This is a genomic window from Streptomyces luteolifulvus, assembly GCF_008806595.1.
In the GTDB taxonomy this organism is placed as follows: domain Bacteria; phylum Actinomycetota; class Actinomycetes; order Streptomycetales; family Streptomycetaceae; genus Streptomyces; species Streptomyces luteolifulvus.
Map to the genome: position 1 here is coordinate 110,618 of NZ_VZRB01000002.1, position 22,069 is coordinate 132,686.

Consider the following 22,069-nt stretch of genomic DNA (forward strand, 5'->3'; position numbering starts at 1 on the left):
GAGGCCACCTCCCCCTTCGGGTGGCCGATCGGGCGGTGGCCAAACCCCTGAGGACCTGCGGGTCAGCCGCGCATCTTGGCGAGCCTGCGTCGCGCGGGACCCAGCCCACGCCCTCGGCTCATCGCTCCGGCCCAGGGGTCGGTCCGGGCTTGCTCCACGGCGTCGGCGACGGTCCAGCGGCGCGCGTCGAGGCCGGGGTCGTCCAGCTGGGACCAGGTGATCGGGGTGGCCACGGGCGCGCCGGGCCGGGCGCGGACGGTGAAGGGCACGACCGCGGTCTGCGCATAGGCGTTGCGCCCCACGTCGAGGTAGAGCCGGTCACCGCGGTCCTTCTTGCGGGCGGCGGTGGTGAGCTCGTCGGGGTGGGTCGCAGCGAGGATGCCGGAGACGTCACGAGCGAACGCGCGCACCTCGTCGAAGTCCTCGCGCCCGGTCAAGGGGACCACCACGTGCAGGCCGCGGGAGCCGGTGGTCATCGGCGCCGAAGGGAGGCCGAGCTCGTCGAGCAAAGCCCGGAGATGCCGCGCCGCCTCGCGCACCGCAGGGAAGTCGTCCCCGGCCGGGTCGAGGTCGAATACCAGGCGGTCGGGCCGGTCGATGCGCCCGGCCCGGGACAGCCAGCGGTGCAGGGTGAGCGCCGCCTGGTCGGCCAGGTACACCAGGGTGGCGCTGTCGTCGCACACGGTGTGGCAGACGGTGCCGCCCTCCTTCGGCACCTCGACACGGCTGATCCAGTCCGGGTAGGCGTCCGGGATGTTCTTCTGCATGAACCTGGGGCCGCCGAGGCCGTCCGGGTACCGCTCCAGCATCAGCGGGCGGCCGCGCAGATGGGGCAGCATGAAAGGGGCGACGGCCCGGTAGTAGTCCACGAGGTCGCCCTTGGTGTACGTCTTCGTGTCCCCGTCACCGGGGAAGATCACCTTGTCCGGCCGGTGCACCTCCACCGTGCGGCGTCCGGCCCGCACGGTCCGCACGTCGTCGCTCACCGTACGACCGCTTCCTCCACCAGCAGCCTGCCGGCCGCCGCGATCGACTCGGCGTCGATGCCCGCGGCGTGCAGTTGCTCGTCCGGGGACGCCGAGCCCGGCATCGTACGGACGGCAAGGCGCACCAGCCGCGGTACGGGCCGCCCGTCGGTGAACGCGTCGAGGACGGCGTCCCCGAGGCCCCCCTCCTCGTGATGGTCCTCCACGGTCAGCAGACAGCCGGTGTCCTCGGCCGCCCGCCGCAGGGTGTGCCGGTCGACGGGCTTGACCGAGTACAGGTCGATCACCCGGACCCGGATGCCCTCCCCCTCCAGCGCGTCGGCTGCCGTCAGCGCCTCGTGCACGGTGACGCCCGCCGCGACGACGGTCATACGGTCCCGCGCGGAGGACCGCAACACCTTGCTGCCGCCGACCGGGAACCGCTCGTCGGGGCCGTAGATCACCGGGGTCGCGCCGCGCGAGGTGCGCAGATAGCGGACGCCCTCCAGCCCGGCCATCTCGGCGACGAGCCGGGCGGTCTGGTTGGCGTCGCAGGGGTACAGCACGGTCGAGCCGTACACCGCCCGCATCATCGCCAGGTCCTCCAGGCCCATCTGGCTCGGCCCGTCCTGTCCGATGGCGACGCCCGCGTGCGACCCGACCAGGTTGATGCCGGAGCCGCTGACCGACGCCATGCGCACGAAGTCGTAGGCGCGGGTCAGGAAGGCCGCGAACGTGGCGGCGTACGGTACCCAGCCGCGCGCCGCGAGCCCCACCGCTGCCGCGACCATCTGCTGCTCGGCGATGTAGCACTCGAAGTAGCGGTCGGGGTGTTCCTTGGCGAACAGCTCGGCCCGGGTGGAGTCGCCGACCTCGCCGTCGAGGGCGACGACGTCGCCGCGTGCGGAGCCGAGTGCGGCGAGCGCCTGCCCGTAGGCGTCCCGCGTGGCCGCCTCGTTCCCCTTCTCGAAGCGGGGCAGCTCGAGGTCTCCGCCGTGGACGGCATGCAGCATGCGGGCGGCGGGCGGCTCGTGCACCCGGACGCTCAGGTCGCGCGGGCCGCCGAGCTCGGCGATCGCCTCCTCGGCGTCCGGCAGCGGCTTGCCGTGCAGGCCCTCGCGGTCCTGCACCGACGCGACACCCTTGCCCTTGAGCGTGCGGGCGAGGATCGCGGTCGGCTGGCCGATGGTGGACCGTGCCTCGCCGTACGCCCGGTCGATCGCGTCGACGTCGTGCCCGTCGATCTCCACGGTGTGCCAGCCGAAGGCCTGGAAGCGGCGGGCGTAGGCGTCGAGGGCGTGGCCGTGCCGGGTGGGGCCGCGCTGACCGAGCCGGTTGACGTCGATGATCGCGGTCAGGTTGTCGAGGTGCTCGTAGCCGGCGTGCTCGGCCGCCTCCCACACGGAGCCCTCCGCCAGCTCGCTGTCTCCGCACAGCACCCACACGCGGTAGCCGGTGCGGTCCAGCCGCTTGCCGGACAGGGCGATGCCCACGCCGACCGGCAGTCCCTGCCCGAGCGAGCCGGTGGCCGTCTCGACCCACGGCAGCCGCCGGGGTGTCGGATGCCCTTCGAGCCGGCTGCCCAGCTTGCGGAAGGTCAGCAGTTCGTCGTCGTCGATGCCGCCGGCCGCCTTGAAGGCGGCGTACAGCAAGGGCGAGGCGTGTCCCTTGGAGAGGACGAAGCGGTCGTTGGCGGGGTGGGCGGGGCGCTCGAAGTCGTAGCGGAAGTGGTGGGCGAGGAGTACGGCCATGAGGTCGGCGGCGGACATCGAGGAGGTCGGATGCCCGGACCCCGCGGCGGCGGACGCCCGCACACTGTCCACACGCAACTGCTGCCCCAGTTCGACGAGTTCGGCGGTGTTCATGAGTCTCCTTCCGCGGGGCTGCCCGACCGTGGGTCGGAGCGCCTGACGGGGCCGGGGGCGGGGTGATCACCGGCCCGGCGTTCGGCGACTTCACCGACGGCCTGGTTCCCGGGCAGGTTCCGGGGCTGCTTCTTGGCCGGCTCGGGGCCCGGCTGGTTCTTCGCGGGCTCACCACCGGGCTGGTTCCTCGCGGGTTCACCGCCCGGCTGGTTCCTCGCAGGTTCACCGCCCGGCTGGTTCTTCGCAGCCTCCGGGCCCGGCCCACTCCTCGCGGGCTCAGCATCAGGCTGACTCCCCGCAGACTCCGAGCGCGGCCCACTCCCCTCGGGCCCCCGGCCCCGCGGGTTCGCAGCCTCCCCATCACCCGGCCCGCTCGCCGGCTCCTGCGCGGGGTCCCCGGAGGCCGTGTCCGCCCTCGTCGCCGCCCCGGGGCCGGAGCCGGTGGCAGCCTTGTCGCGGGGCTCCGGACCGCCCGGCACCCGGGCCAGTTCCGGTGAGGCCGTGTCCAGGGGCACCGACCAGGACCGTACGAGGCCCAACTGGACGGCCTGGCGCGGGAGTACGGAGTCCAGGAGCCAGTCGGCGGCGACCCGGACCCGGTTGCCGGGCATGGCCGCGAGGTGATAGCCGCGGGTGACCGCTCCGGCCAAGAGCCCGGACAGCGGCAGGCCGAGAGGGTTGGCGGCGGCCTTCGTGCCGCCCAGGTCCACGACGAAGCCCAGATCGCGGTGGCGGTACGGACGCCGCTCGCCGATGCCGAGCGAGGCGGCGACGTTGCGGGCCGCGGTGCTGCCGTGCCGCCAGGCGTGCTGCGCGGTCATCGGGGTGAACTTCCCCGGGTTGTTCAGATCGGGCACGGCCGCGGCGTCACCGCACGCGAACACCCCCTGTTGGCCCGGCACTTGGAGGTACGGATCGACGATCAGCCGGCCGCGCTCCAGGGGCCGCCCGAGGCTCTCGACGAGCGGATCCGGCCGTACCCCGACGCACCAGACGAGTGTGCGGGTGTCGACGCACTCGCCGTCGGTCAGCAGGACCCCGTCCGACGTGGCCTCCTTCACGGAGGTGCCCATGCGCACCTCCACGCCCCGCTGCCGCAGTACACGGTCGGCGGTGCGCGAGAGGTGCTCGTCGAGCTCGGGCAGGACGCGGGGCGCGATGTCGAGGAGCAGCCAGCGCGGCCGTATGCCCCTGCGCAGGGGATGCTTGCGCACCTGCGCGTCGGTGTACATCTTGCCGTGCGCGGCGACCTCGGTGCCGGTGTAGCCGGCGCCGACCACCACGAACGTGCATCGCGCGGCGCAGCTTGCCGGGTCGTCGGCGGCGGCCGCGAGCTCCATCTGCCGGGTGACGTGGTCACGCAGGTACAGCGCCTCGGGAAGGCCCCGGAAGCCGTGCGCGTGCTCGGCGACGCCGGGGATGGGAAGCAGCTTGTTCACGCTGCCGACGGCGAGCACGAGCCGGTCGTACGGCAGGGTGCCCCTGTCGCCCTCGGGGCCGGTGTAGCGGACGGTGTGCCCCTCCAGGTCGACGCCGTCGGCCTCCCCGAGCACCAGGCGTGCCCGGGGCAGGGTGCCCGAGAGGGAGACGGTGACCCGGCGCGGCTCCAGGACTCCGGCGGCGACCTGGGGCAGCAGGGGCAGATACAGGAAGTAGTCGGTCGGGTTCAGCAGGGTGATGTCGGCTTTGTCGCGGACCAGCCGGGACAGGGTCCGGGCCGTCCGGTACCCGGCGAAGCCGGCACCGACGATCACGATGCGGGGTCGACTCACGGTGCGCCTCCGGGGCTGTCGCGTACCTCGGGAGCCTTCCGCGTCCCCCTGGCCGGAGCCCCCAAACGTCGCGCCTTGTCCGGCGCGGTGGTGGTCAGGCCCTGTGGTGCGGCTCGTCGGGGTCCAGGGCGGCCGGGCGAGGCGCGGCGGCCGGGCTCGCGCCGGGCGCCGGAGTGCCCGCCCCCGGCGCGGCGGTCGCGCCGTCTGCACCATCGGGGGCGACCGGCGGCACGGGCGGATACGGCTTCCCGGAGCCGCTCGTCGGCGCGCCGGCCGCCTGACCACCGCCCAGCCCCTCCCGGCCCGTGTCGGGCTGCCGCGTGCCCGCGCCGCCCGCGGCCTTCGGGCGGGCCGCCTCGCGCAGCGCGTAGGCGACGACGCCCAGGATCACCGCGGTGATCAGCGCGGCCGCCCAGTCGGGCAGGCCGAGGGCGAGCGCCAGGCCCAGGGTGAGGGCGAGGGCCGCGCCCGCGTACAGGGCGACGGCGCCGGAGCCGGCGTACAGCAGGGCGGTGCGGCGCTGCCTGCGGGTCTGCTCGCGCAGTTCCTCGCGCACGGTCTCCCGTGCCACCTGCGCCAGTTCGTCGACCAGGTGCTTGTCCAGGTGTTCCAGATGTTCCAAGCGGTCCATGCGCGCCGGGTACCCGCATCCGGGTACCTGTAACTCGGGGGCCCCGTCGGCTCGATGGCCCCGCCGGCTCGGTGGCCCCGCGCCTGACAGGGCCGGCGCGCCGGGATCGTACGAAAGCAGCCGAAACGATCTCCTCCCCCGGCCGCCCCAACTAGGCTCCTGCGCATGGAGATTCTGGGAGCCACGCTGCGTGTCTGCGTCGACGACCTGGAGACCGCGGTCCCGTTCTACGAACGGCTGGCGGGCGGCAGCGCCCTGCGTTTCGAGCGCGGCGGCGTCCACGTGGCCGCGGTCGGCTGTTTCCTGCTGATGAGCGGCCCCGAGGCCGAGTTGGAGCAGCTGCGCAAGGTCGCCGCGACGATCGCCGTCAAGGACGTGGACGAGGCCCACCAGGTGCTCAGCGAGCTGGGTGCCCTTGTCGTTGCGGGCCCGGTCGCGACCCCGGGGGGCCGCAATCTGATCGCGCTGCATCCGGACGGTGCGGTGTACGAGTACGTGGACCGCAATCCCTAGGAGCCGCCCGCCCTGCCTCACCCGCGAGTCGAGGCCGGCCCGGTCATCTCGACGGTGATCGCCCAGCGCTCGTGGTCCCGCCAGGCGCCGTCGATGAAGATCATGTCCGGGGAGAAACCCTCAAGACGGAAGCCGCAGCTGCGGGCGAGGGCGATCGACGCGGCGTTGCCGGGCTGCACGTTGATCTCCAGCCGGTGCAGTCCCATGGGCCCGAACGCGTACCGGACCACGAGGCCCAGCGCTTCTCGCATCAGCCCGCGCCCCGCGGCATGCGCGAAGACGCCGTACCCGAGCGCCCCGCTCTGGAGGCCGCCCTCGACGATGTTGTTGATGTTGACGAACCCGGCGATGCCGCCGCCGTCCAGCTCGCAGACCAGGAACCCCGCCTTGGTCGGATCCTCGATCAGCCGGCCGGCGTAGGCGGTGTAGGCGCTGCCGCTGACCGGCGGAAACAACCATGGTTGATGCAGTTCCCGGCTCTCCCGGGCCCGGGCGGTGAACTCGGCACCGTCCTCGTAGGTGAAGTGACGTATGCCGACGCGGGGGCCTTCGGCGAGATACCGGGAAGCATGGTGGGGCACCCCGCCACCCTAAAGGCCGCTAACCGCGCCGTCTCATGAAGAAGGCCCCGCACAGCGCGCCGATGGCGGCGGTGGCGAGCAGCGCCACCCACAGGGGCATCGTCACCAGGGGGATCAGCAGCCGGATCTCGGTGGAATCGGTGTTCTCGAAGATGAAGATCAGGGTGAGGACGGCGAGCAGCAGCACGCCGACCCTGGCGGGCGTCAGCGCCCACTCCTTCGCACCGGCCTTGCCATCGCTCCTGGAGGTCTTCGGGCTCATGGAGCCAGCATGACCGCCCCACGTCCGCCCCGCTCCCACACAGGGCGGCCGCTGCGCCGGACGGGTGACGGTGCCTCGTCGTCAGCGCAGGGCCGGTTCGTCCAGCGTCAGGGTTCCCGCGTCCGCGTCGAGTTCCGCCCGCACCCCGAACGGGATCGTCAACGCCCCTTCGCAGTGCCCGAACCCGAAGTCCTCGACGACGGGTACGCCCAGGCCGCCGAGCCGGTCGACGAGCAGCGCCCGCACCCGGTCGTACGCCTCGCACAGCTCCCACGACCCGAGCAGCACCCCGCGCACGCCCTCCAGCCAGTCGGCGCGCAGGAGTTGGGTGAGATAGCGGTCGAGCCGGTACGTCTCCTCCCCCACGTCCTCCAGGCACAGCAGCCCTCCGCCCGCCGAGGGCCGCGTGTGCGGGCCGCCCAGTTCCGCGGCGAGCAGGCACAGACAGCCGCCGAGGGTGACGCCCCGCGCCCGGCCGGGGACCAGAGCCGTGCCGCCGGAGCCGATCGTGCGCACCGTCTCCGGGGCGAACAGTGTGGCCCTCAGGTGCGCCTGCGCCCGCGCGTTCTTGACGAAGTCGACGCCCGCCGCCATCGGTCCGTGCAGCGTGACCAGGCCGAGCCGGGTGGCGAACGCCTCGTGCAGCGCGGTGACGTCGCTGAACCCGACCAGCACCTTCGGCCCGGCCGCCCGCATCGCGTCCCAGTCGAGCAGATCGGCGATCCGCTGCGCCCCGTAGCCGCCGCGGGCGCACAGCACCGCGTCCACGGACGGATCGCACCAGGCGTTCTGCAGGTCGGCGGCCCGCTCCGCGTCCGTGCCCGCCAGATGGGGAAGGTCGCGGTGCCGGGCCAGGACATGCGGTCCCGGCACCGGATCGAGGTCCCAGCCGCGCAGCACGTCGAGCCCGGCCTGCAGCCGCTGCTCGGGGACGGGCCCGCTGGGCGCGACGACGGCCACCCGGGCGCCGGGGGCGAGCCGGGACGGCCGCAGCAGGTCCTTCACCGGGTGAGCTCCAAGGTCGGGATGCCGCGCGGGTTCAGGCCGAAGACCTGCGCGTACAGGGAGAGTTCGGACTCCAGGGCGCGGATCATCGTCTCGGCCATCCGGAACCCGTGCCCCTCCCCTTCGAAGGCGAGGTAGGCGTGCGGCACCCGTCGGCCCGCCATCCGGGCCAGGAACCGCTCGCACTGTGCGGGCGGGCAGATCACGTCGTCCAGGCCCTGGAGCAGCAGGAAGGGTGCGGTGACCCGGTCGGCGTGCTCGACGGGCGAGCGCTCCGCGTACCGTCCGGGCACCTCCGTGTACGGACCGACCAGGGTCTCCAGGTACTGGGACTCGAAGTCGTGGGTCCCCCCGATGCTCCAGCCGGCGAGGTCGAGGACGGGGTAGATGATGGTGCCGCAGGCGTAGACGTCGGTCGTGGCGAGCGAGGCCGCGGTGGTCCAGCCGCCCGCGCTGCCGCCGCGCACGGCGAGCCGGCGGCGGTCGGCGGTGCCCTCGTTCGCGAGGGCCAGCGCGACGGCCGCGCAGTCCTCGACGTCGACCACCCCCCACTGCTCGCGCAGCCGGTTGCGGTACTCCCGGCCGTATCCGGCCGAGCCGCCGTAGTTGACCTCGGCGACCCCGATGCCCCGTGAGGTGAAGTAGGCGATCTCCAGGTCGAGGACGAGCGGCGCGCGCCCGGTGGGACCGCCGTGCGCCCAGATGACGTACGGGGGCAGTTCGTCGCCGGGCGCCACACAGCCGGGGTTGTGCGGCGGGTAGATGTGCGCGTGGATCTCGCGTCCGGCGGGACCGGTGAAGGTACGTATCTGCGGTTCGGGGTAGTGGGCGGGGTCGACCGCGTCGTCGTGCGGGGCTCCGATCACCCGCGCCCGGCCGGTACGGGCGTCGAGCTCGACCACCTCGTACGCGGTGCGCGGACTGGCGCCGACGGCCACCACCCGGTCGCCGTGCACCGCGAGGGTGGGCGCGCACTCGGTCCATGGGCCCGCCGCGTCGACGACCTCGCCGGTCTCCGGGTCCAGGATCCCGAGGGCGGTGGCACCACGGCCGTGCACGACGGCGATCAGACCGCTGTCCAGCGGCGCGAACCAGCGGTGGCCGAGCTTCCACAGGGGCCCGCCGAACTCCTCCTCACGGGGGCACAGCGGCTCGCCGTCGCGGTAGAGGTTCCACCAGCCGGTGCGGTCGCTCGCGTACAGCAGGGAGCCGTCGGACGCCCAGTCGGCCTGGGCGATCGACTCCTCGGGGCCGCCGGCCACGGTCCGCGCCCCGCGCAGGGTGCCGTCGGCGGCGACCTCGGCGAGCACGAGCTCCGTGCCGTCCCACGGCATGCGCGGATGGTCCCAGGCCAGCCAGGCCACGCGCCGCCCGTCGGGCGAGATGCGGGGTCCGGTCACGAACCGGTGCCGTCCGTCGGTGAGTTCACGCACGGCGTCGCGGTCCGTGGCGGCCGAGCCGTCCAGCGGCACCGCGGCCAGGACGCGGCGCACATCGGTGGGTGCGTCGCCGGTGAACTCCTCGAGGACGCACCACACTTCACCCTCGGCGAGGCGTACGCGAGGTTCGGCCCAGCGCAGTCCGCCGCCCACCGCGGAGACGGGGGTGAGCGGGCTCGGTACGCTCCCCGGCCGGTACCGGTACAGCCGCTGGTCGGCGAAGTTCACGAACACCACGAGCGGTTCACCGTCGGCCATGGCTCCGGCCCAGGGCTGTCCGCCGTACTCGATGACCCGGCTGCGCACGTTCCACGGAGCCGGCAGCACCGACTCCTCCCTGCCGTCGCCGCGTCGTCGTACGAGAGTGCGCCGGCCGCCCTCCGCGGGCCGCGGCTCGGTCCACCAGGCCTCGTCGCCGACGAAGCCGACGTACTCGGGGTGGCCGTCATGCGCGGCGGCGAGCGCCGCGTCGAGCGGCGAGGGCCAGGAACCGTACGGCAGCGTCTGCATGTTCTCCCCCACTGGCCTAGGCCGTCCGCAGGAAGCGGTCGAGCACGCGGACGCCGAAGTGCAGCGCCTCGACGGGGACGCGCTCGTCGACTCCGTGGAAGAGGGCCTGGTAGTCGAAGCCCTCCGGCAGCTTCAGCGGCGCGAATCCATAGCCCGTGATGCCGAGCCGCGAGAACTGCTTGGCGTCCGTCCCGCCGGACATGCAGTACGGCACCACGTGTCCCTCGGACGCGAACTCCTCGACCGCGGCCCGCATCCTCGCATACGTCCGTGAGTCCACCGGCGCCTGGAGTGCCACCTCGCGATGGTGGTACTCCCACTCCACGTCCGGCCCGGTGAGCCGGTCGAGGGTGGCGCGGAACTCGTCCTCCCCGCCCGGGAGATACCGCCCGTCGACAAAGGCGACGGCCTCCCCGGGAATCACATTGATCTTGTAACCGGCGTCCAGCATGGTCGGGTTGGCGCTGTTGCGGACGGTCGCCTCCACCAGCTCGGCGGCAGGCCCCAGCTTGTCCAGGAGCGCGTCCACGTCGTCCAGGCCGGTCCGGATGCCGTACAGCGCGGCGAGTTCGGAGAGGGCGGCGCGCACGGTCGGGGTCAGCCGGAGCGGCCACTCGTACGCGCCGATCCGGGTGATCGCGGCGGCCAGCCGGGTCACCGCGTTCTCGCCGTTCACCTTGGAGCCGTGTCCGGCGCGTCCGCGGGCGGTGAGCCTGAGCCAGGCGGTGCCGCGCTCGCCGGCCGCGATGGGGTAGATCTCCCGGCCGCCCCCGTCGTGGAACGTGAACGCCCCGGACTCGCCGATGCCCTCGGTGCAGCCCTCGAACAGCGCGGCGTGCTTGTCGGCGAGGAACCCGGAGCCGTCCTCGGCGCTGGCCTCCTCGTCCGCGGTGAACGCGATCACCATGTCGCGCCGGGGCCGTACGCCGTTGCGTGCCCAGTCCCGGACGACGGCGAGGATCATCGCGTCCATGTTCTTCATGTCGACCGCGCCCCGGCCCCAGACGACTCCGTCGCGGACCTCCCCGGAGAACGGGTGCACGCTCCAGTCCGCAGCCTCGGCGGGCACCACGTCCAGATGACCGTGCACGAGCAGCGCGTCGGCCGACGGGTCGGTGCCCTCGATGCGGGCGACCACGTTCGTACGGCCCTTGGTGCGCTCCAGCAGCGTCGGCTCCAGCCCCGCCTCGGCCAGCCGTGCGGCGGCGTACTCGGCCGCGGGCCGCTCACGGCAGTCGCCGCCGCCCCGGTTCGTGGTGTCGATGCGGATGAGGTCGGAGGTGAACCGGACGACCTCGTCCAGGGCGCGCTGGTCAGCCATACTGCTCCTCCACGGCGGCCGAGACGATCGTGGTGACCGCCTTGAAGGTACGGATCCCCTCGTACATGGTGCCGCTGGTGTACGCCACTTTCCGCTCCCCGGTCCGGTCCACGCCCGGGACGACGGTCGCGGCCATCGCCAGGTGCTCGGCGTCGAACTCCACGGCGACGGTGAACGGGCCGCCGTCGACCGGCTCGTGGCGCACGGCCAGGGCGGCCGCCTCCTTGGCCGCGGCCCGAATGTCGGCGGCGGTCCTGGCCGGCGTACGGCACACGGCCGCGTACCGCGTCACATGGTCCTTGACGGCCACCTTCAGGGCCCCGGGGGCGTAGCCGAGCGCGTCCTCGCAGGCCACGTCGTCACCGGTGACCAGGACGACCGGCACCCCGTACTCGGCGACGACGTGCGCGTTCAACAGGCCCTCGCTCGCCCGTACGTCGTTCAGCCAGACACCGGTGATGGAGTTGGCGAGGTAGGTGTGGGCGAGGACGCCCTCGGCGCCGGCGCCCGCGTGGTAGCCGACGAACGCGATGCCGTCCACGTCGCCGTGCTGAACGCCCTCCACCATGGAGAGGGACTTGTGCCGGCCCGTGAGCATCTGTGCGCGCTCGTCGAGCCGTTCGAGGAGCAGATTGCGCATGGTCCAGTGTGCCTCGTTGACGAGCACCTCGTCGGCTCCGCCGTCGAAGAATCCCAGCACCGCGGCGTTGACGTCGGAGGTGAACATCGCCCGGCACCGCTCCCACTGGGGCGTGCCGGGCAGCACGTCGGCCGGCCAGGTCACACCTGTGGCGCCCTCCATGTCGGCGCTGATGAGGATCTTCATGCTCCGTCACGTTACGCGACGAGAGGGAGGGCGGCTACGAGAGCGGGGCTCCACGGTCGGATGCGGACCGACAGGTCCAGCGGGCCCGGTCGCTCCCGTGTCACCCTGTGGACCAGCAGGACCCGTCGCACCCTGAGATCCCGCAGGCCCGTCGCCCCGGTGTCACCCTGCGGACCGGCAGGTCCAGCAGGTCCAGCAGGTCCAGTGGCCCCAGCCTCACCAGTGGGTCCAGCGGGCCCGGCGGGCCCGGTGTCGCCCTGCGGGCCCTGAGGGCCGGGGGGACCTGGGGGGACCCTGAGGGCCGGGAGGCCCGGGGGGACCCGGGGGCAGTCAGCCGATTTGCGTTTCCCCTCCGGGGCCATGCACGGGGGCCGGCTTGTCGCGATGGGCACCTGCGTGGAGGACATTGGATCCGATCAGCCGGTACCGTCCAGGTACCGGCTGACTTGGTTTCACCGCCGTCACACCGGACGGCCCGCAACAAGCCACTTCGACGGCAGTTCGATGCGGGCGCCGTCGGGACCGTATTCCGTGGTGGTCAGGGGCAGTTCGCCACTCGCCAGGACAGTGAGTCCCGCGGCGCGCAGATGCCGGGGGACCGCCTCGTCGGCCACCTCGCCGGGGGCGATGCCGTGCCGGAAGATCGGTGCGAGCTTGGGCGGAGGGCCGGCCGGGCCCTGCGCGAGGCCCATCAGGACGGGCTTGGCGGCCTCGGAGAGTTCGACGAGGAAGGCCCGGCCGCGCTCGCCGACCAGCGCGGCGAGCCCGTCCACGAGGGGCTGCCGGTCGTCGGGATCGGCCTGGTGCAGCACGCCCCGCATATAGACGTTGGCGTCACCGAGTTCGGCGTGCAGCGTCTGTGCCTCGCTCTTCTCGGCGGCGTCCAGCAGCCGGTAGGAGGCCTGCCCGGCGGGATCGGCCTGCCGGGCACGGTCCAGGGCGGCAGCCGCCAGGTCGGCTCCGATGACGTGCGGGAACCGGTCGGCGAGGAAGCGGGTCTGGGTGCCGTTGCCGCAGCCGAGGTCCACCAACGGCAGCCCGCGATCGGTGAGATGCGGTTCGAGCAGGGCGAGATGGAGGCCTACGGTCAGCGCCGGTTCCGCGTCCCAGAAGACCGCCCCCTGTCCGCCGGGAGCCTCGCGCCAGAAGCCCTCCCAGGCCTCGCGGTACCGACTCGTCACACTCATGCCCCACTCCCCGGGTCGCGGCCGCCGCCCGTCGCAAGTGACGGGCCAGTACGGTGTATCGCGCCCCGGTGACGGCCACAAGCGCGCGGCGCGCACCTTCACCGCTCGTTCGCCGCGAGGACGCCGTCGTACGCCTCCCCCGCCCCATGGGCTCAGCGCCGCGGCAGTGTCAGTTCGAACCAGACCGTCTTGCCCGCCTTCGTACGACTGGCCCCCCACTCGCGTGCCAGCGTGCTCACCACCCGCAGCCCACGCCCGAACTCGTCACCGGGACCGGCACTGAGCAGGGTCGGCAGATCATGGTCGTCGTCATCCACCTCGCACAACAGCGTGTCGCCGCGCACCAGCCGCAGGTCGACGGGGCGGCTGTGGGAGTGCCGTACGGCGTTGGTGACGAGTTCGCCGACCATCAGGGCGGCGTTGTCGGCCAGCCTCGCCAGGCCCCAGTCGTGCAGTTGCTCGCGGACCGCCGCGCGGGCCCGGCCGACCTCGGTCGGATCGGGGGCCAGCCGCCACTCGGCCACGTCGTCGGGCTCGATGCCGCTCAGCCGGGCCATCAGCAGCGCCACGTCGTCCTTGCGGCCGCCGCGCGTGTTGAGGGCGCGGATGATGGTGTCGCAGGCGTCGTCCATGGACGCGGCCGGATGGGCGGCGGACTCGCACAGCGTCGCCAGGCCCACGCCGATGTCCTCGCCGCGCACCTCCACCAGGCCGTCGGTGCACATGACCAGCCTGTCGCCGGGTGCCACACGCACGCGTACCGACTCGAAGGGCACCCCGCCGACGCCGATGGGCGCGCCCGTGGGCAGGTCGAGCAGTTCGCTGCGACCGTCCTCGGCGCGGACCAGGACGGGCGGGATGTGGCCCGCGTTGGCGAGGTGCAGTTCACCCGCGATCGGGTCGTACACGGCGTACAGGCAGGTCGCCAGATAGGTGTCGCCGAGCCGCTGGGCGAGGTCGTCCAGGTTGCGCAGCAGCTGGGCGGGCGGCAGGTCGAGGGCGGCCATGGTCTGTACGGCCGTACGCAACTGGCCCATCATCGCGGCCGAGTTGAGGCCGTGGCCCATGACGTCGCCGACGACGAGCGCCGTGCGGGCGCCGGGCAGCTTGACGGAGTCGAACCAGTCGCCGCCGACGCGGCCGAGGAGCGTGCCGGGCAGATAGCGGGTGGCGATGTCGCAGCCCGCCATCCGCGGCGGGATGTGCGGCAGCATGCTGTCCTGGAGGGTCTCGGCGACGCTCTCCTGGTAGGTGTACATGCGCGCGTTGTCGAGCACGAGGCCCACGCGGGCGGCGAGTTCGGCACCGGTGACCCGGTCCATGTCGTTGAACTCGACGCGCTCGGGATGCCGCAGCAGGATCATGAAGCCGAGCACCACATGGCGTGCTTTCAGGGGCACGACCAGCATGGAACGGCCGGTGATGAGGGGCCTGATGTCGCGCTTGTCGAACTGCGAGGCGATGGCGTGCCCCAGCTGTTCGTCGATGCGCGGCACGAGGACCGGCTCGCCGGTGGTCATGCACTGGAAGAACGGGGTGTGCGCCGGGAACGGCATGGCCTCGCCGACCGGGATGACGTCGTCCCAGCGCCCGGGTTCGTCCGTGTGCTCCACGGCGACCCGGTGCCACATCGTGGTCGTGTCCGGTACTCCGTCCCCGAACCCCTCGCCGGCGACGACCTGTTCGCGCAGATAGGTGCCGGCGACGTCGGTGAAGCGCGGGACGACGGCCTTGCTGACCTCGACGATGGTCTTCGCCAGATCGAGCGAGGTGCCGATGCGGCCGCTGACCTCGTTGAGGAACTCCAGGCGCTCGCGCACGGCGGTGTACTCGAGGTCCTCGCCCTCGTCGGCGAGGTCCCGCGGCATCGGCCGGCCCTCGGCCAGCGCCCGGGCGGCCCGCTCCCGGCGTGCCCTGCGCTCGGCCCGCCGGGGCACGCCCCAGTCGGGGGTGACGGGCACCCGGTCGTTCTGGCTGAACTCCAGGACCGGATAGCCGAGTTCGAGGATCTGGGCGACGATGCGCGCACTGTCCCCGACGCTCATGCTGGGCAGGATCTCGGGGAGGCGGCGGGCCAGTTCCTCGGCGCCGGGGAAGTCGGTGTGCAGCGCGAAGGCGGGCGCGATCCGCTCGAAGGCGACCTCGTCGCCGGGGTCCAGGGGGCGGATTCGCTCCGCGTCCGCGGCCAGCACCAGCAGCCGCTCCGGCCCGGGGCCCACCAGCGGGTACGCCCACCACAGGACGTCCACCCGGCCGCGTTCGGGCACGGTGAGGCGGGCGCGGCCCGCGGCCGGGTAGGACAGCCTGCCGTCGAGGGACGACTCCAGGTCCGGTCCGAGTCCGTCGTACGCCGCGTACGACCTGTACGGGTCCGCGTGGTCGGGGTCCTCGGGCAGCGCCCCCGAGACGGGCAGCAGGTCGACGGCCGGGCGCCCGAGCGCCAATTCCTTGGCGACGCCGAACAGACGGCGTGCGCCCCGGCTCCAGTGGGACACCAGGCCGTCGCGGTCCACCACGACCACGGCCAGGGGGACACGGCCCGCCGCGGTGCGTTCCGTCGCCGCGTCGTTCCCAGCTCCGCGGCTGGGAGGTACGTCCCTCTCGGTGCCACGGTCCATGGCCCAGGCCCCCTATCCCCACGGCTCCGCAAAGATCTGTGCCGCCGTCACCACCGTACGGCTCCCGCCGCGACTCTTGTGCGGCAATGCGTGAATTGGTCACAGGGGGCGCGCACCGGCGCGCGAGCCCGCGCGCGTGGCCCCGTTCACTCCTCGTGCCCGAGCTGGAGATCGCGTGCCGTCCGTCCGGCTCCCGCGACGTGGAGCACCGTGGCGACCGGCGGGTAACCCGAGGCGATGACCGTGTATTCGCCACAGGGCAGGTCGGCGAACCGGAAGATTCCGTCCGCGTCGGTGGTGTGCGTGTCGACGACGTTGCCCGCCAGGTCCAGCAGCGTGACCCGTGCGTCCTCGACGGGGCGCCCGCCGCCGGCGCGCACGGTGCCGCGCAGCACGGCTCCACGGGCGAGTTCGACGTCCTGGCGGGTCTCCCGCGCGGCCTGGACGGTGACGGGAAGCGCGGCCGGGCGGAGGGCGGGCGCGCAGGCGGCGAGGACGTACTCGCCGGCCACCAGTTCGGTGATGACGTAGCCGCCCTCGCGTCCGCTGCGGGTGCCGGCCACGACCTCGCCGTGGGCGTCGGTGAGGGTGACCGTGGCGTCCCGCACCGGTGTGCCGTCGGCGGTCAGCACGCTCCCGGCAAGGCGCCCGGCACCGCCGAGGACGACGTCCAGTTCGACGGGCCGCTCGCCGACGGTCACCGATACGGCCTGCGGATGGTGCCCTCCCGCGGCGGCGATCAGCAGGTACGCCCCCGATCCCGGCGTCGACAGCGTGTAGCGCCCGTCCTCGGCGCTCGCGCCCCGTCCGATCTGCTGTCCGGCGCCGTCGACCAGGGTGAGCGCCGCACGGGGCACGGCGGTTCCGTCGGGGTGCAGCACGGTGCCACGGACGGGGGCTCCGGCGTCGTACGGCGAACGGGCCTGCGGGATCCGGGCATTCGCCCGCGCCTTCCTGGGCTTTCGGGCGGGGGCGTCGTGCGCCGCGAGGGGTTTCTCCTTGAGGAAGCAGGCCAGAAGCAGGCCGAGGACGAGCACCGGTACGAGATAGAGGAAGATCCCCGGCATCGCGTCTGCATAGGCCCGGATGCAGGCGTCGCGCAGCTCGGGGGGCAGCGCGTGGACCAATTGCGGAGTGAGGGCGTCGGGGTCGGGAAGCCGGGCGCCCGCGTGCGCGGGGAGGTGTTCTTCCAGTGCGTCGGTGAGCCGGTCGGCGAAGAGCGTGCCGAAGACCGCCGCGCCGACGCTGCCGCCGATCTGCCGGAAGTAGTTGTTGGCGCTGGTGGCGGTCCCCAGGTCGGCGGGGCGCACGGAGTTCTGCACGGCGAGGATCAGGACGGGCATCACCAGGCCGATGCCCGCGCCGAGGACGGCCATCCAGATGCCGACCTGCAGCCGGGGCGTGTCTGATGCGAGGCGGGACAGCAGCCACATGCCGACGGCGGAGAGCGCGCCGCCGAGAACCGGGTAGATCTTGTAGCGGCCGGTGTGGCTGATGAGCTGTCCCGAGACGATCGAGGCGCCGACGATGCCGGCCATCATGGGCAGCATCAGCAGGCCGGACTCGGTGGCCGAGGCCCCGTCGACCATCTGCAGGTAGGTCGGCAGATAGCTGGCGGCGCCGTACAGGGCCACACCCGTCACCAGGCCCACCAGGCCGGTGACGTTGAAGACGGAGTCCCTGAACAGCCTGAGCGGGATGAGGGGTTCGGCCGCGAAGCGCTCGGCGAGGAGGAACAGGACGACGGCGGCGGCCGCCCCCGCGCCGAGACCGAGGACGACGGGCGAGTTCCAGGCGTACTCGGTGCCGCCCCAACTGGTCAGCAGCACCAGACTGGTGGAGGCCGCGGCCAGCAGCAGCGCGCCGAGGACGTCGAAGCGTGGCCTCGCCGCGGGCTTGGGGAGCTTCAGTACGACGGTGACGACGGCCAGCGTGACAAGACCGAAGGGCACGTTGAAGTAGAAGCACCAGCGCCAGCCGAGGTGGTCCGTGAAGTACCCGCCCAGCAGGGGGCCCGCGACGGACGCGAGGCCGAAGGCGGCGCCGATCAGGCCCATGAAACGCCCGCGCTGCCGGGGCGGCACGATGTCGGCGACGATCGCCTGCACGCCGGTCATGAGTCCGCCCGCGCCGACACCCTGGACCGCGCGGAAGGCGATCAGCTGGTCCATGCTCCGCGCCCGGCCGGCGAGCGCGGAGCCGACCACGAAGACGACGATCGCGAACTGGAAGACGCCCTTGCGACCGACGAGGTCGCCGAGCTTGCCGTAGACGGGCAGTCCGACGGTCGCCGTGAGCAGATAGGCGGTGATCGCCCAGGACATCCTGTCCAGGCCGTGCAGCTCGCCGACGATCTTCGGGAGCGCGGTGGCGACGATCATCTGCTCCAGGGCGGCGAGGAGCAGCGCGAGCATCAGCGCGAAGAAGACCAGGCGCACCCGCCGCGGCCCGAGCGGGACGCCCTTGGCCGGCGCCGGGACGGGAGCCCCGGGCGGCGCCGCGACAGGCTCGTCCTGCGTCAGAGTCGTCCCGCCCACGTCCCGCTCCCTCACCGCGCCCGTCACGCAATTCCCGCCATGGGCGACAACCACGAACAGGCGCGGCACGTTACGGCGCGCTACCGGCCGGAGGGGAGATCCACTCGAACCGGTGAGACGGCCCGGCCCCCGCTGAACCCGGCGGTCGGTGCTACTTCTCCACCTCGGCGGCGAGCCGGGCGAGCACCGCGTCGTAGATCCGGCCGAGCCCCTTGGGCGCGAAGGTCTTCTCGAAGAAGCCGCCGATGCCGCCCGCACCCTTCCAGACGGTGGTCACGACGACACGCGACCTGCCCTCGCCGGCCGGGGTGACCCGCCACGTGGTGACCATCGAGGAGTTGCGGTCCTTCTCGACGAGCTCGCCGTCGGTGGGCTCGCTGACCTCCAGGAGGCAGTCGCGCACCCGCTTGCTGGTGGCCTGGAGCTTCCAGTGGACGACGGTGCCCTCGCCGTCGCCGCCCTCGCGCACCTCGTACTCGCTGAAGTGCTCGGACAGCAGCTTCGAGCGCGTGCCGGCGTAATCGGCGAGGGCGTCGAACACCTTCTCCGCGTCAGCGGCGACAACCCGCTCCGTAGTGGCCTCGACCTGCGCCATCGACTTCCTCCAGGGCCTGAGTTCTCGGACGGGAGCAAGCCAACCACCCCGGTCCCCGGGCGCCCAAATCGGGGTGCCGGAAGCGATCGTCCGGCGATCAGGAACCTCGGAAAACGAAGTCGCACGATCAAGGGAACATGTGTTCTATTCTGTGGGCAGTGCTACCGAGGAGGCGTCATGCGCTGGGAGAACCTCACAGTGGAGTCGGCCGGCCGTCCGGCCGACGCCGCGCTGTTCGGCGCGGACACGGTGACCACCCGCACGTTCGACACGCCGGAGTTCGCGGGCATCACGTTTCACGAGATCCGTGCCCGGTCGATCATCAACAAAGTGCCCGGCGCCTCGCGCATGCCCTTCGAGTGGACGGTGAACCCCTACCGCGGCTGCACGCACGCGTGTGTCTACTGTTTCGCCCGCAAGACCCACAGCTATCTGGACCTCGACACGGGGCTCGGCTTCGACAGCCAGATCGTGGTCAAGGTGAACGCGCCCGAGCTGCTGCGCCGCCAGCTCGGCTCGCGCCGCTGGCTCGGCGAGCACATCGCGATGGGTACGAACGTCGACTGCTACCAGCGCGCGGAGGGCCGGTACCGGCTGATGCCGGGCATCATCGGCGCCCTGCGCGACCACGCGAACCCGTTCTCGATCCTGACCAAGGGCACTCTGATCCTGCGCGATCTCGACCTGCTGAAGCAGGCGGCCGCCGTGACGGACGTCGGCATCTCCGTCTCGGTCGGCTTCACCGACACCGCACTGTGGCGCACCGTCGAACCGGGCACACCCGCGCCGGAACGCCGCCTGGACGTCGTACGCACCCTGGGCGAGCACGGCATCGGCTGCGGGGTCCTGATGGCACCGGTGATCCCGTTCCTGAGCGACCAGCCCTCCCAACTGCGGGCCACCGTACGGGCGATCGCGGCGGCCGGGGCCACCTCCGTCACCCCGCTGGTGCTGCATCTCCGCCCGGGAGCCCGCGAGTGGTTCATGGCCTGGCTGACCCACCACCACCCGCATCTGGTGCGCCGCTACGAGCGGCTGTACGCCGACGGGTCCTACGCACCGAAGTGGTACCAGCGCCGGATCACCCGTCAGGTGCACGAACTGGCCCAGGAGTACGGCATCGGTCCCACGCGCGCGGGCATGCCGCGCCGGTTCCGGGAACCCGATCCGGTGGAGACGGACATGTCCGAACCGACCCAGCTCACACTGATCTGACGGTGAATCAGATCATCTGAACACATCCCTCGGCCCAATTGGGTCAAGTATTGGCAGAACGCGCTCTTCCGCGTGCTCTTTCCGGGACGATGCGGCGAGGACCGTGGCACTTGCGGTCCGAACTTCCCTCCGTCCTGGGAGGACTCCATGAGAAAACGCGTAGCCGTGCTGTGCGGTGCCGCCGTTGTCGTGGCCGGAACCTTCACGGCCGTTCCCGCCGGCGCGAGCACCACGCAGAGCCCGGACATCGCTCAGGCCGCACAGCTCAGCTGGAAGAAGTGCGGCACCGCCGACTATCCGACGCTCCAGTGCGCCTCGCTCAAGGTGCCGCTCGACCACGCGAATCCGCAGGGGAGGAAGATCACCCTCGCGCTGTCCCGTGTCCCGCACACCGCAGAGAAGTACCAGGGCCCGCTGCTGGTCAACCCCGGCGGTCCCGGCGGCAGCGGTCTGACGCTCGCCGGGTTCGTCGCCTCCTCGCTGCCCAAGGCGGTCGCGGCGCAGTACGACGTCATCGGCTTCGACCCGCGCGGGGTGGGCGCGAGCAAGCCCGCCCTGGACTGCAAGCCGGGCTACTTCGACCCCGTCCGCCCGGACTCCGTTCCGAGCACGCGCGCCATCGAGAACGCCAACCTCACGCGCGCGAAGTCCTTCGCCGACGCCTGCGGCAAGAAGTACGCGAGCGTGCTGCCGTACATCAACACGGTCAGCGCCGTACGGGACATGGACGCGATCCGCGGGGCGGTGGGCGCGAAGAAGATCAACTACTTCGGCTACTCGTACGGCACCTACCTCGGCGCGGTCTACGCCAAGCTCTACCCGGAGCGGGTACGGCGCATGGTCCTGGACTCCATTGTCGACCCCACCGGTGTGTGGTACGACGACAATCTCTCCCAGGACTACGCCTTCAACGACCGCCACCAGGCGCTCATGGCCTGGATCGCCAAGTACGACGCGACGTACAAGCTCGGCACCGACCCGGCCAAGATCGAGGCCAAGTGGTACGCGATGCGGGCGGCGCTCGCCAAGAACCCGGCCGGCGGGAAGGTCGGCGCCTCCGAACTGGAGGACACCTTCATCCCGGGCGGCTACTACAACGGCTACTGGCCCTACCTCGCCGAGGCGTTCGCGGCCTATGTGAACGACAAGAACGCCGACCCGCTGGTCGAGGCGTACGAGAACTTCGCCGCGATCGACCCCTCCGGGGACAACGGCTACAGCATCTACACCTCGGTGCAGTGCCGTGACGCCGCCTGGCCGCGCGACTGGAAGCAGTGGCGCAAGGACAACTGGCGGGTGTACGCGAAGGCACCGTTCATGGCCTGGAACAACGCCTGGTACAACGCGCCGTGCGCGTTCTGGCCGACCGAGTCGCTGAAGCCGAGGAGCGTCGTCAACGGCAAGCTGCCGCCCGTGCTGCTCTTCCAGGCGACCGACGACGCGGCCACCCCGTATGTGGGCGGCGCGACGGTCCACCGGCTGCTCGGCCGTTCCAGCCTGGTGGTCGAGCAGGGCGGCGGGAACCACGGCATCACGCTCAGCGGGAACGCGTGCCTGGACAACTACCTGTCGGCGTACCTGACCGACGGCACGGTGCCGCGCGGCCTCCGCAAGGCCGACGCCGTGTGCCCGGCGCTGCCCGATCCCAAGCCGCTGAGCCCGACGGCGACGGCGACGCCGTCCCACGGTGCCACGCTGCACGGGCTGCTCGGCTTCCGCGGCTGAGCAGGGCCTGACCCTCCGTCGGGGGCGGTGTCGGACCCATGGTCCACCATGGACGCATGAGCGAGCCGACCAGGATTCCCGCCCCCGACGGGGTCGCCCCCGCCACCCAGTACAGCCATGGCGTCATCGGCACCGGCCGCTTCGTCGCGGTCGCCGGCCGGCTCGCCCTGGACGAGGACGCCAGGATCGTCGGCAAGCGCGACCCGGAGGCCCACGCACGCCAGGTCTTCGAGAACCTCCGCCGCTACCTGGCCGCCGCGGGCGCAACCTTCGACGACGTCGTCAAACTCACCTATTTCGTCACGGACATGACCCACATGCCCGCGATCCGCGCCGCCCGGGCCGACCACATACCCGACACCCGCCTCCCGGCCGCCTCGGCGGTCCAGGTCACCTCCCTGATCCGCCCGGAGTCCCTGCTGGAGGTCGAGGCGTTCGCGGTGCTGCCCGGATAACGGGGCCGGGCGGGGCGGTGGACACCGAGCGGGATCTCTCCGGTTTC

18 protein-coding genes are annotated in these 22,069 nt (G+C 72.4%); 4 read left to right on the forward strand and 14 right to left on the reverse strand.

Annotated features, from left to right (window positions below; genetic code table 11):
* Positions 1-62: 62 nt before the first annotated feature.
* The 4 genes from ligD to F7R91_RS03045 all read right to left on the reverse strand — a co-directional run bounded on the left by ligD (position 63) and on the right by F7R91_RS03045 (position 5,233).
* Positions 63-986, reverse strand: a complete 924-nt coding sequence (gene ligD, locus F7R91_RS03030; RefSeq protein ID WP_225320505.1) for a non-homologous end-joining DNA ligase — start codon at positions 984-986, stop codon at positions 63-65.
* Entirely contained in the window at positions 983-2,830 is a 1,848-nt protein-coding gene (locus F7R91_RS03035; RefSeq protein ID WP_150944178.1) for a transketolase, read from the reverse strand. Before F7R91_RS03035 ends, ligD begins: the two co-directional genes overlap by 4 nt.
* Positions 2,827-4,602 (reverse strand): NAD(P)/FAD-dependent oxidoreductase, encoded by a 1,776-nt coding sequence (locus tag F7R91_RS03040; RefSeq protein ID WP_150944179.1) that lies wholly within the window; start codon positions 4,600-4,602, stop codon positions 2,827-2,829. Before F7R91_RS03040 ends, F7R91_RS03035 begins: the two co-directional genes overlap by 4 nt.
* 94 nt (positions 4,603-4,696) lie before the next feature.
* Positions 4,697-5,233: a phage holin family protein gene (locus F7R91_RS03045; protein WP_150944182.1), complete on the reverse strand. Its 537-nt coding sequence runs from the start codon at positions 5,231-5,233 to the stop codon at positions 4,697-4,699.
* Positions 5,234-5,398: 165 nt separating this feature from the next.
* Here F7R91_RS03045 and F7R91_RS03050 point away from each other — a divergent pair, with 165 nt between their 5' ends.
* Positions 5,399-5,746 carry a VOC family protein gene (locus F7R91_RS03050; protein WP_150944184.1) on the forward strand — a complete coding sequence of 116 codons (348 nt, stop codon included), beginning with the start codon at positions 5,399-5,401 and terminating at the stop codon, positions 5,744-5,746.
* A 17-nt stretch (positions 5,747-5,763) separates the two neighbouring features.
* Here the strand turns inward: F7R91_RS03050 and F7R91_RS03055 are convergent, their stop codons facing one another.
* The 10 genes from F7R91_RS03055 to F7R91_RS03100 all read right to left on the reverse strand — a co-directional run bounded on the left by F7R91_RS03055 (position 5,764) and on the right by F7R91_RS03100 (position 18,627).
* Positions 5,764-6,327, reverse strand: coding sequence for a GNAT family N-acetyltransferase (locus F7R91_RS03055; protein WP_150944186.1), 564 nt, complete (start codon positions 6,325-6,327; stop codon positions 5,764-5,766).
* 19 nt (positions 6,328-6,346) lie between these two features.
* Positions 6,347-6,589 (reverse strand): lipopolysaccharide assembly protein LapA domain-containing protein, encoded by a 243-nt coding sequence (locus tag F7R91_RS03060; RefSeq protein ID WP_150944188.1) that lies wholly within the window; start codon positions 6,587-6,589, stop codon positions 6,347-6,349.
* Positions 6,590-6,670: 81 nt separating this feature from the next.
* Positions 6,671-7,594 (reverse strand): S66 peptidase family protein, encoded by a 924-nt coding sequence (locus F7R91_RS03065; protein ID WP_150944190.1) that lies wholly within the window; start codon positions 7,592-7,594, stop codon positions 6,671-6,673.
* Complete coding sequence (locus tag F7R91_RS03070) at positions 7,591-9,543, reverse strand: prolyl oligopeptidase family serine peptidase (RefSeq protein WP_150944192.1); 1,953 nt, start codon at positions 9,541-9,543, stop codon at positions 7,591-7,593. Before F7R91_RS03070 ends, F7R91_RS03065 begins: the two co-directional genes overlap by 4 nt.
* A gap of 16 nt (positions 9,544-9,559) precedes the next feature.
* Positions 9,560-10,864, reverse strand: a complete 1,305-nt coding sequence (locus tag F7R91_RS03075; protein WP_150944195.1) for a M20/M25/M40 family metallo-hydrolase — start codon at positions 10,862-10,864, stop codon at positions 9,560-9,562.
* Positions 10,857-11,690: a M55 family metallopeptidase gene (locus tag F7R91_RS03080; RefSeq protein ID WP_150944197.1), complete on the reverse strand. Its 834-nt coding sequence runs from the start codon at positions 11,688-11,690 to the stop codon at positions 10,857-10,859. Before F7R91_RS03080 ends, F7R91_RS03075 begins: the two co-directional genes overlap by 8 nt.
* Positions 11,691-12,151: 461 nt before the next feature.
* Positions 12,152-12,877: a class I SAM-dependent methyltransferase gene (locus F7R91_RS03085; protein ID WP_150944199.1), complete on the reverse strand. Its 726-nt coding sequence runs from the start codon at positions 12,875-12,877 to the stop codon at positions 12,152-12,154.
* A 152-nt stretch (positions 12,878-13,029) separates the two neighbouring features.
* On the reverse strand, positions 13,030-15,495 hold the full coding sequence (locus F7R91_RS03090) for an ATP-binding SpoIIE family protein phosphatase (protein WP_150944202.1): 2,466 nt from the start codon (positions 15,493-15,495) through the stop codon (positions 13,030-13,032).
* A 146-nt stretch (positions 15,496-15,641) separates the two neighbouring features.
* The gene (locus F7R91_RS03095) at positions 15,642-18,032 is read right to left on the reverse strand and encodes an MFS transporter (RefSeq protein WP_150944203.1); all 2,391 of its coding nucleotides are present in this window, start codon (positions 18,030-18,032) and stop codon (positions 15,642-15,644) included.
* 151 nt (positions 18,033-18,183) lie between these two features.
* Positions 18,184-18,627, reverse strand: coding sequence for an SRPBCC family protein (locus F7R91_RS03100; RefSeq protein ID WP_150944204.1), 444 nt, complete (start codon positions 18,625-18,627; stop codon positions 18,184-18,186).
* 177 nt (positions 18,628-18,804) lie between these two features.
* On the opposite strand from F7R91_RS03100, the gene F7R91_RS03105 reads away from it, so the two are divergent.
* The 3 genes from F7R91_RS03105 (at position 18,805) to F7R91_RS03115 (ending at position 22,022) form a co-directional block, all read left to right on the forward strand.
* Entirely contained in the window at positions 18,805-19,842 is a 1,038-nt protein-coding gene (locus tag F7R91_RS03105) for an Rv2578c family radical SAM protein (RefSeq protein WP_150944206.1), read from the forward strand.
* A 147-nt stretch (positions 19,843-19,989) separates the two neighbouring features.
* Complete coding sequence (locus tag F7R91_RS03110) at positions 19,990-21,567, forward strand: alpha/beta hydrolase (protein WP_150944208.1); 1,578 nt, start codon at positions 19,990-19,992, stop codon at positions 21,565-21,567.
* Positions 21,568-21,623: 56 nt separating this feature from the next.
* The gene (locus F7R91_RS03115; RefSeq protein ID WP_150944210.1) at positions 21,624-22,022 is read left to right on the forward strand and encodes a RidA family protein; all 399 of its coding nucleotides are present in this window, start codon (positions 21,624-21,626) and stop codon (positions 22,020-22,022) included.
* Positions 22,023-22,069: the final 47 nt, after the last annotated feature.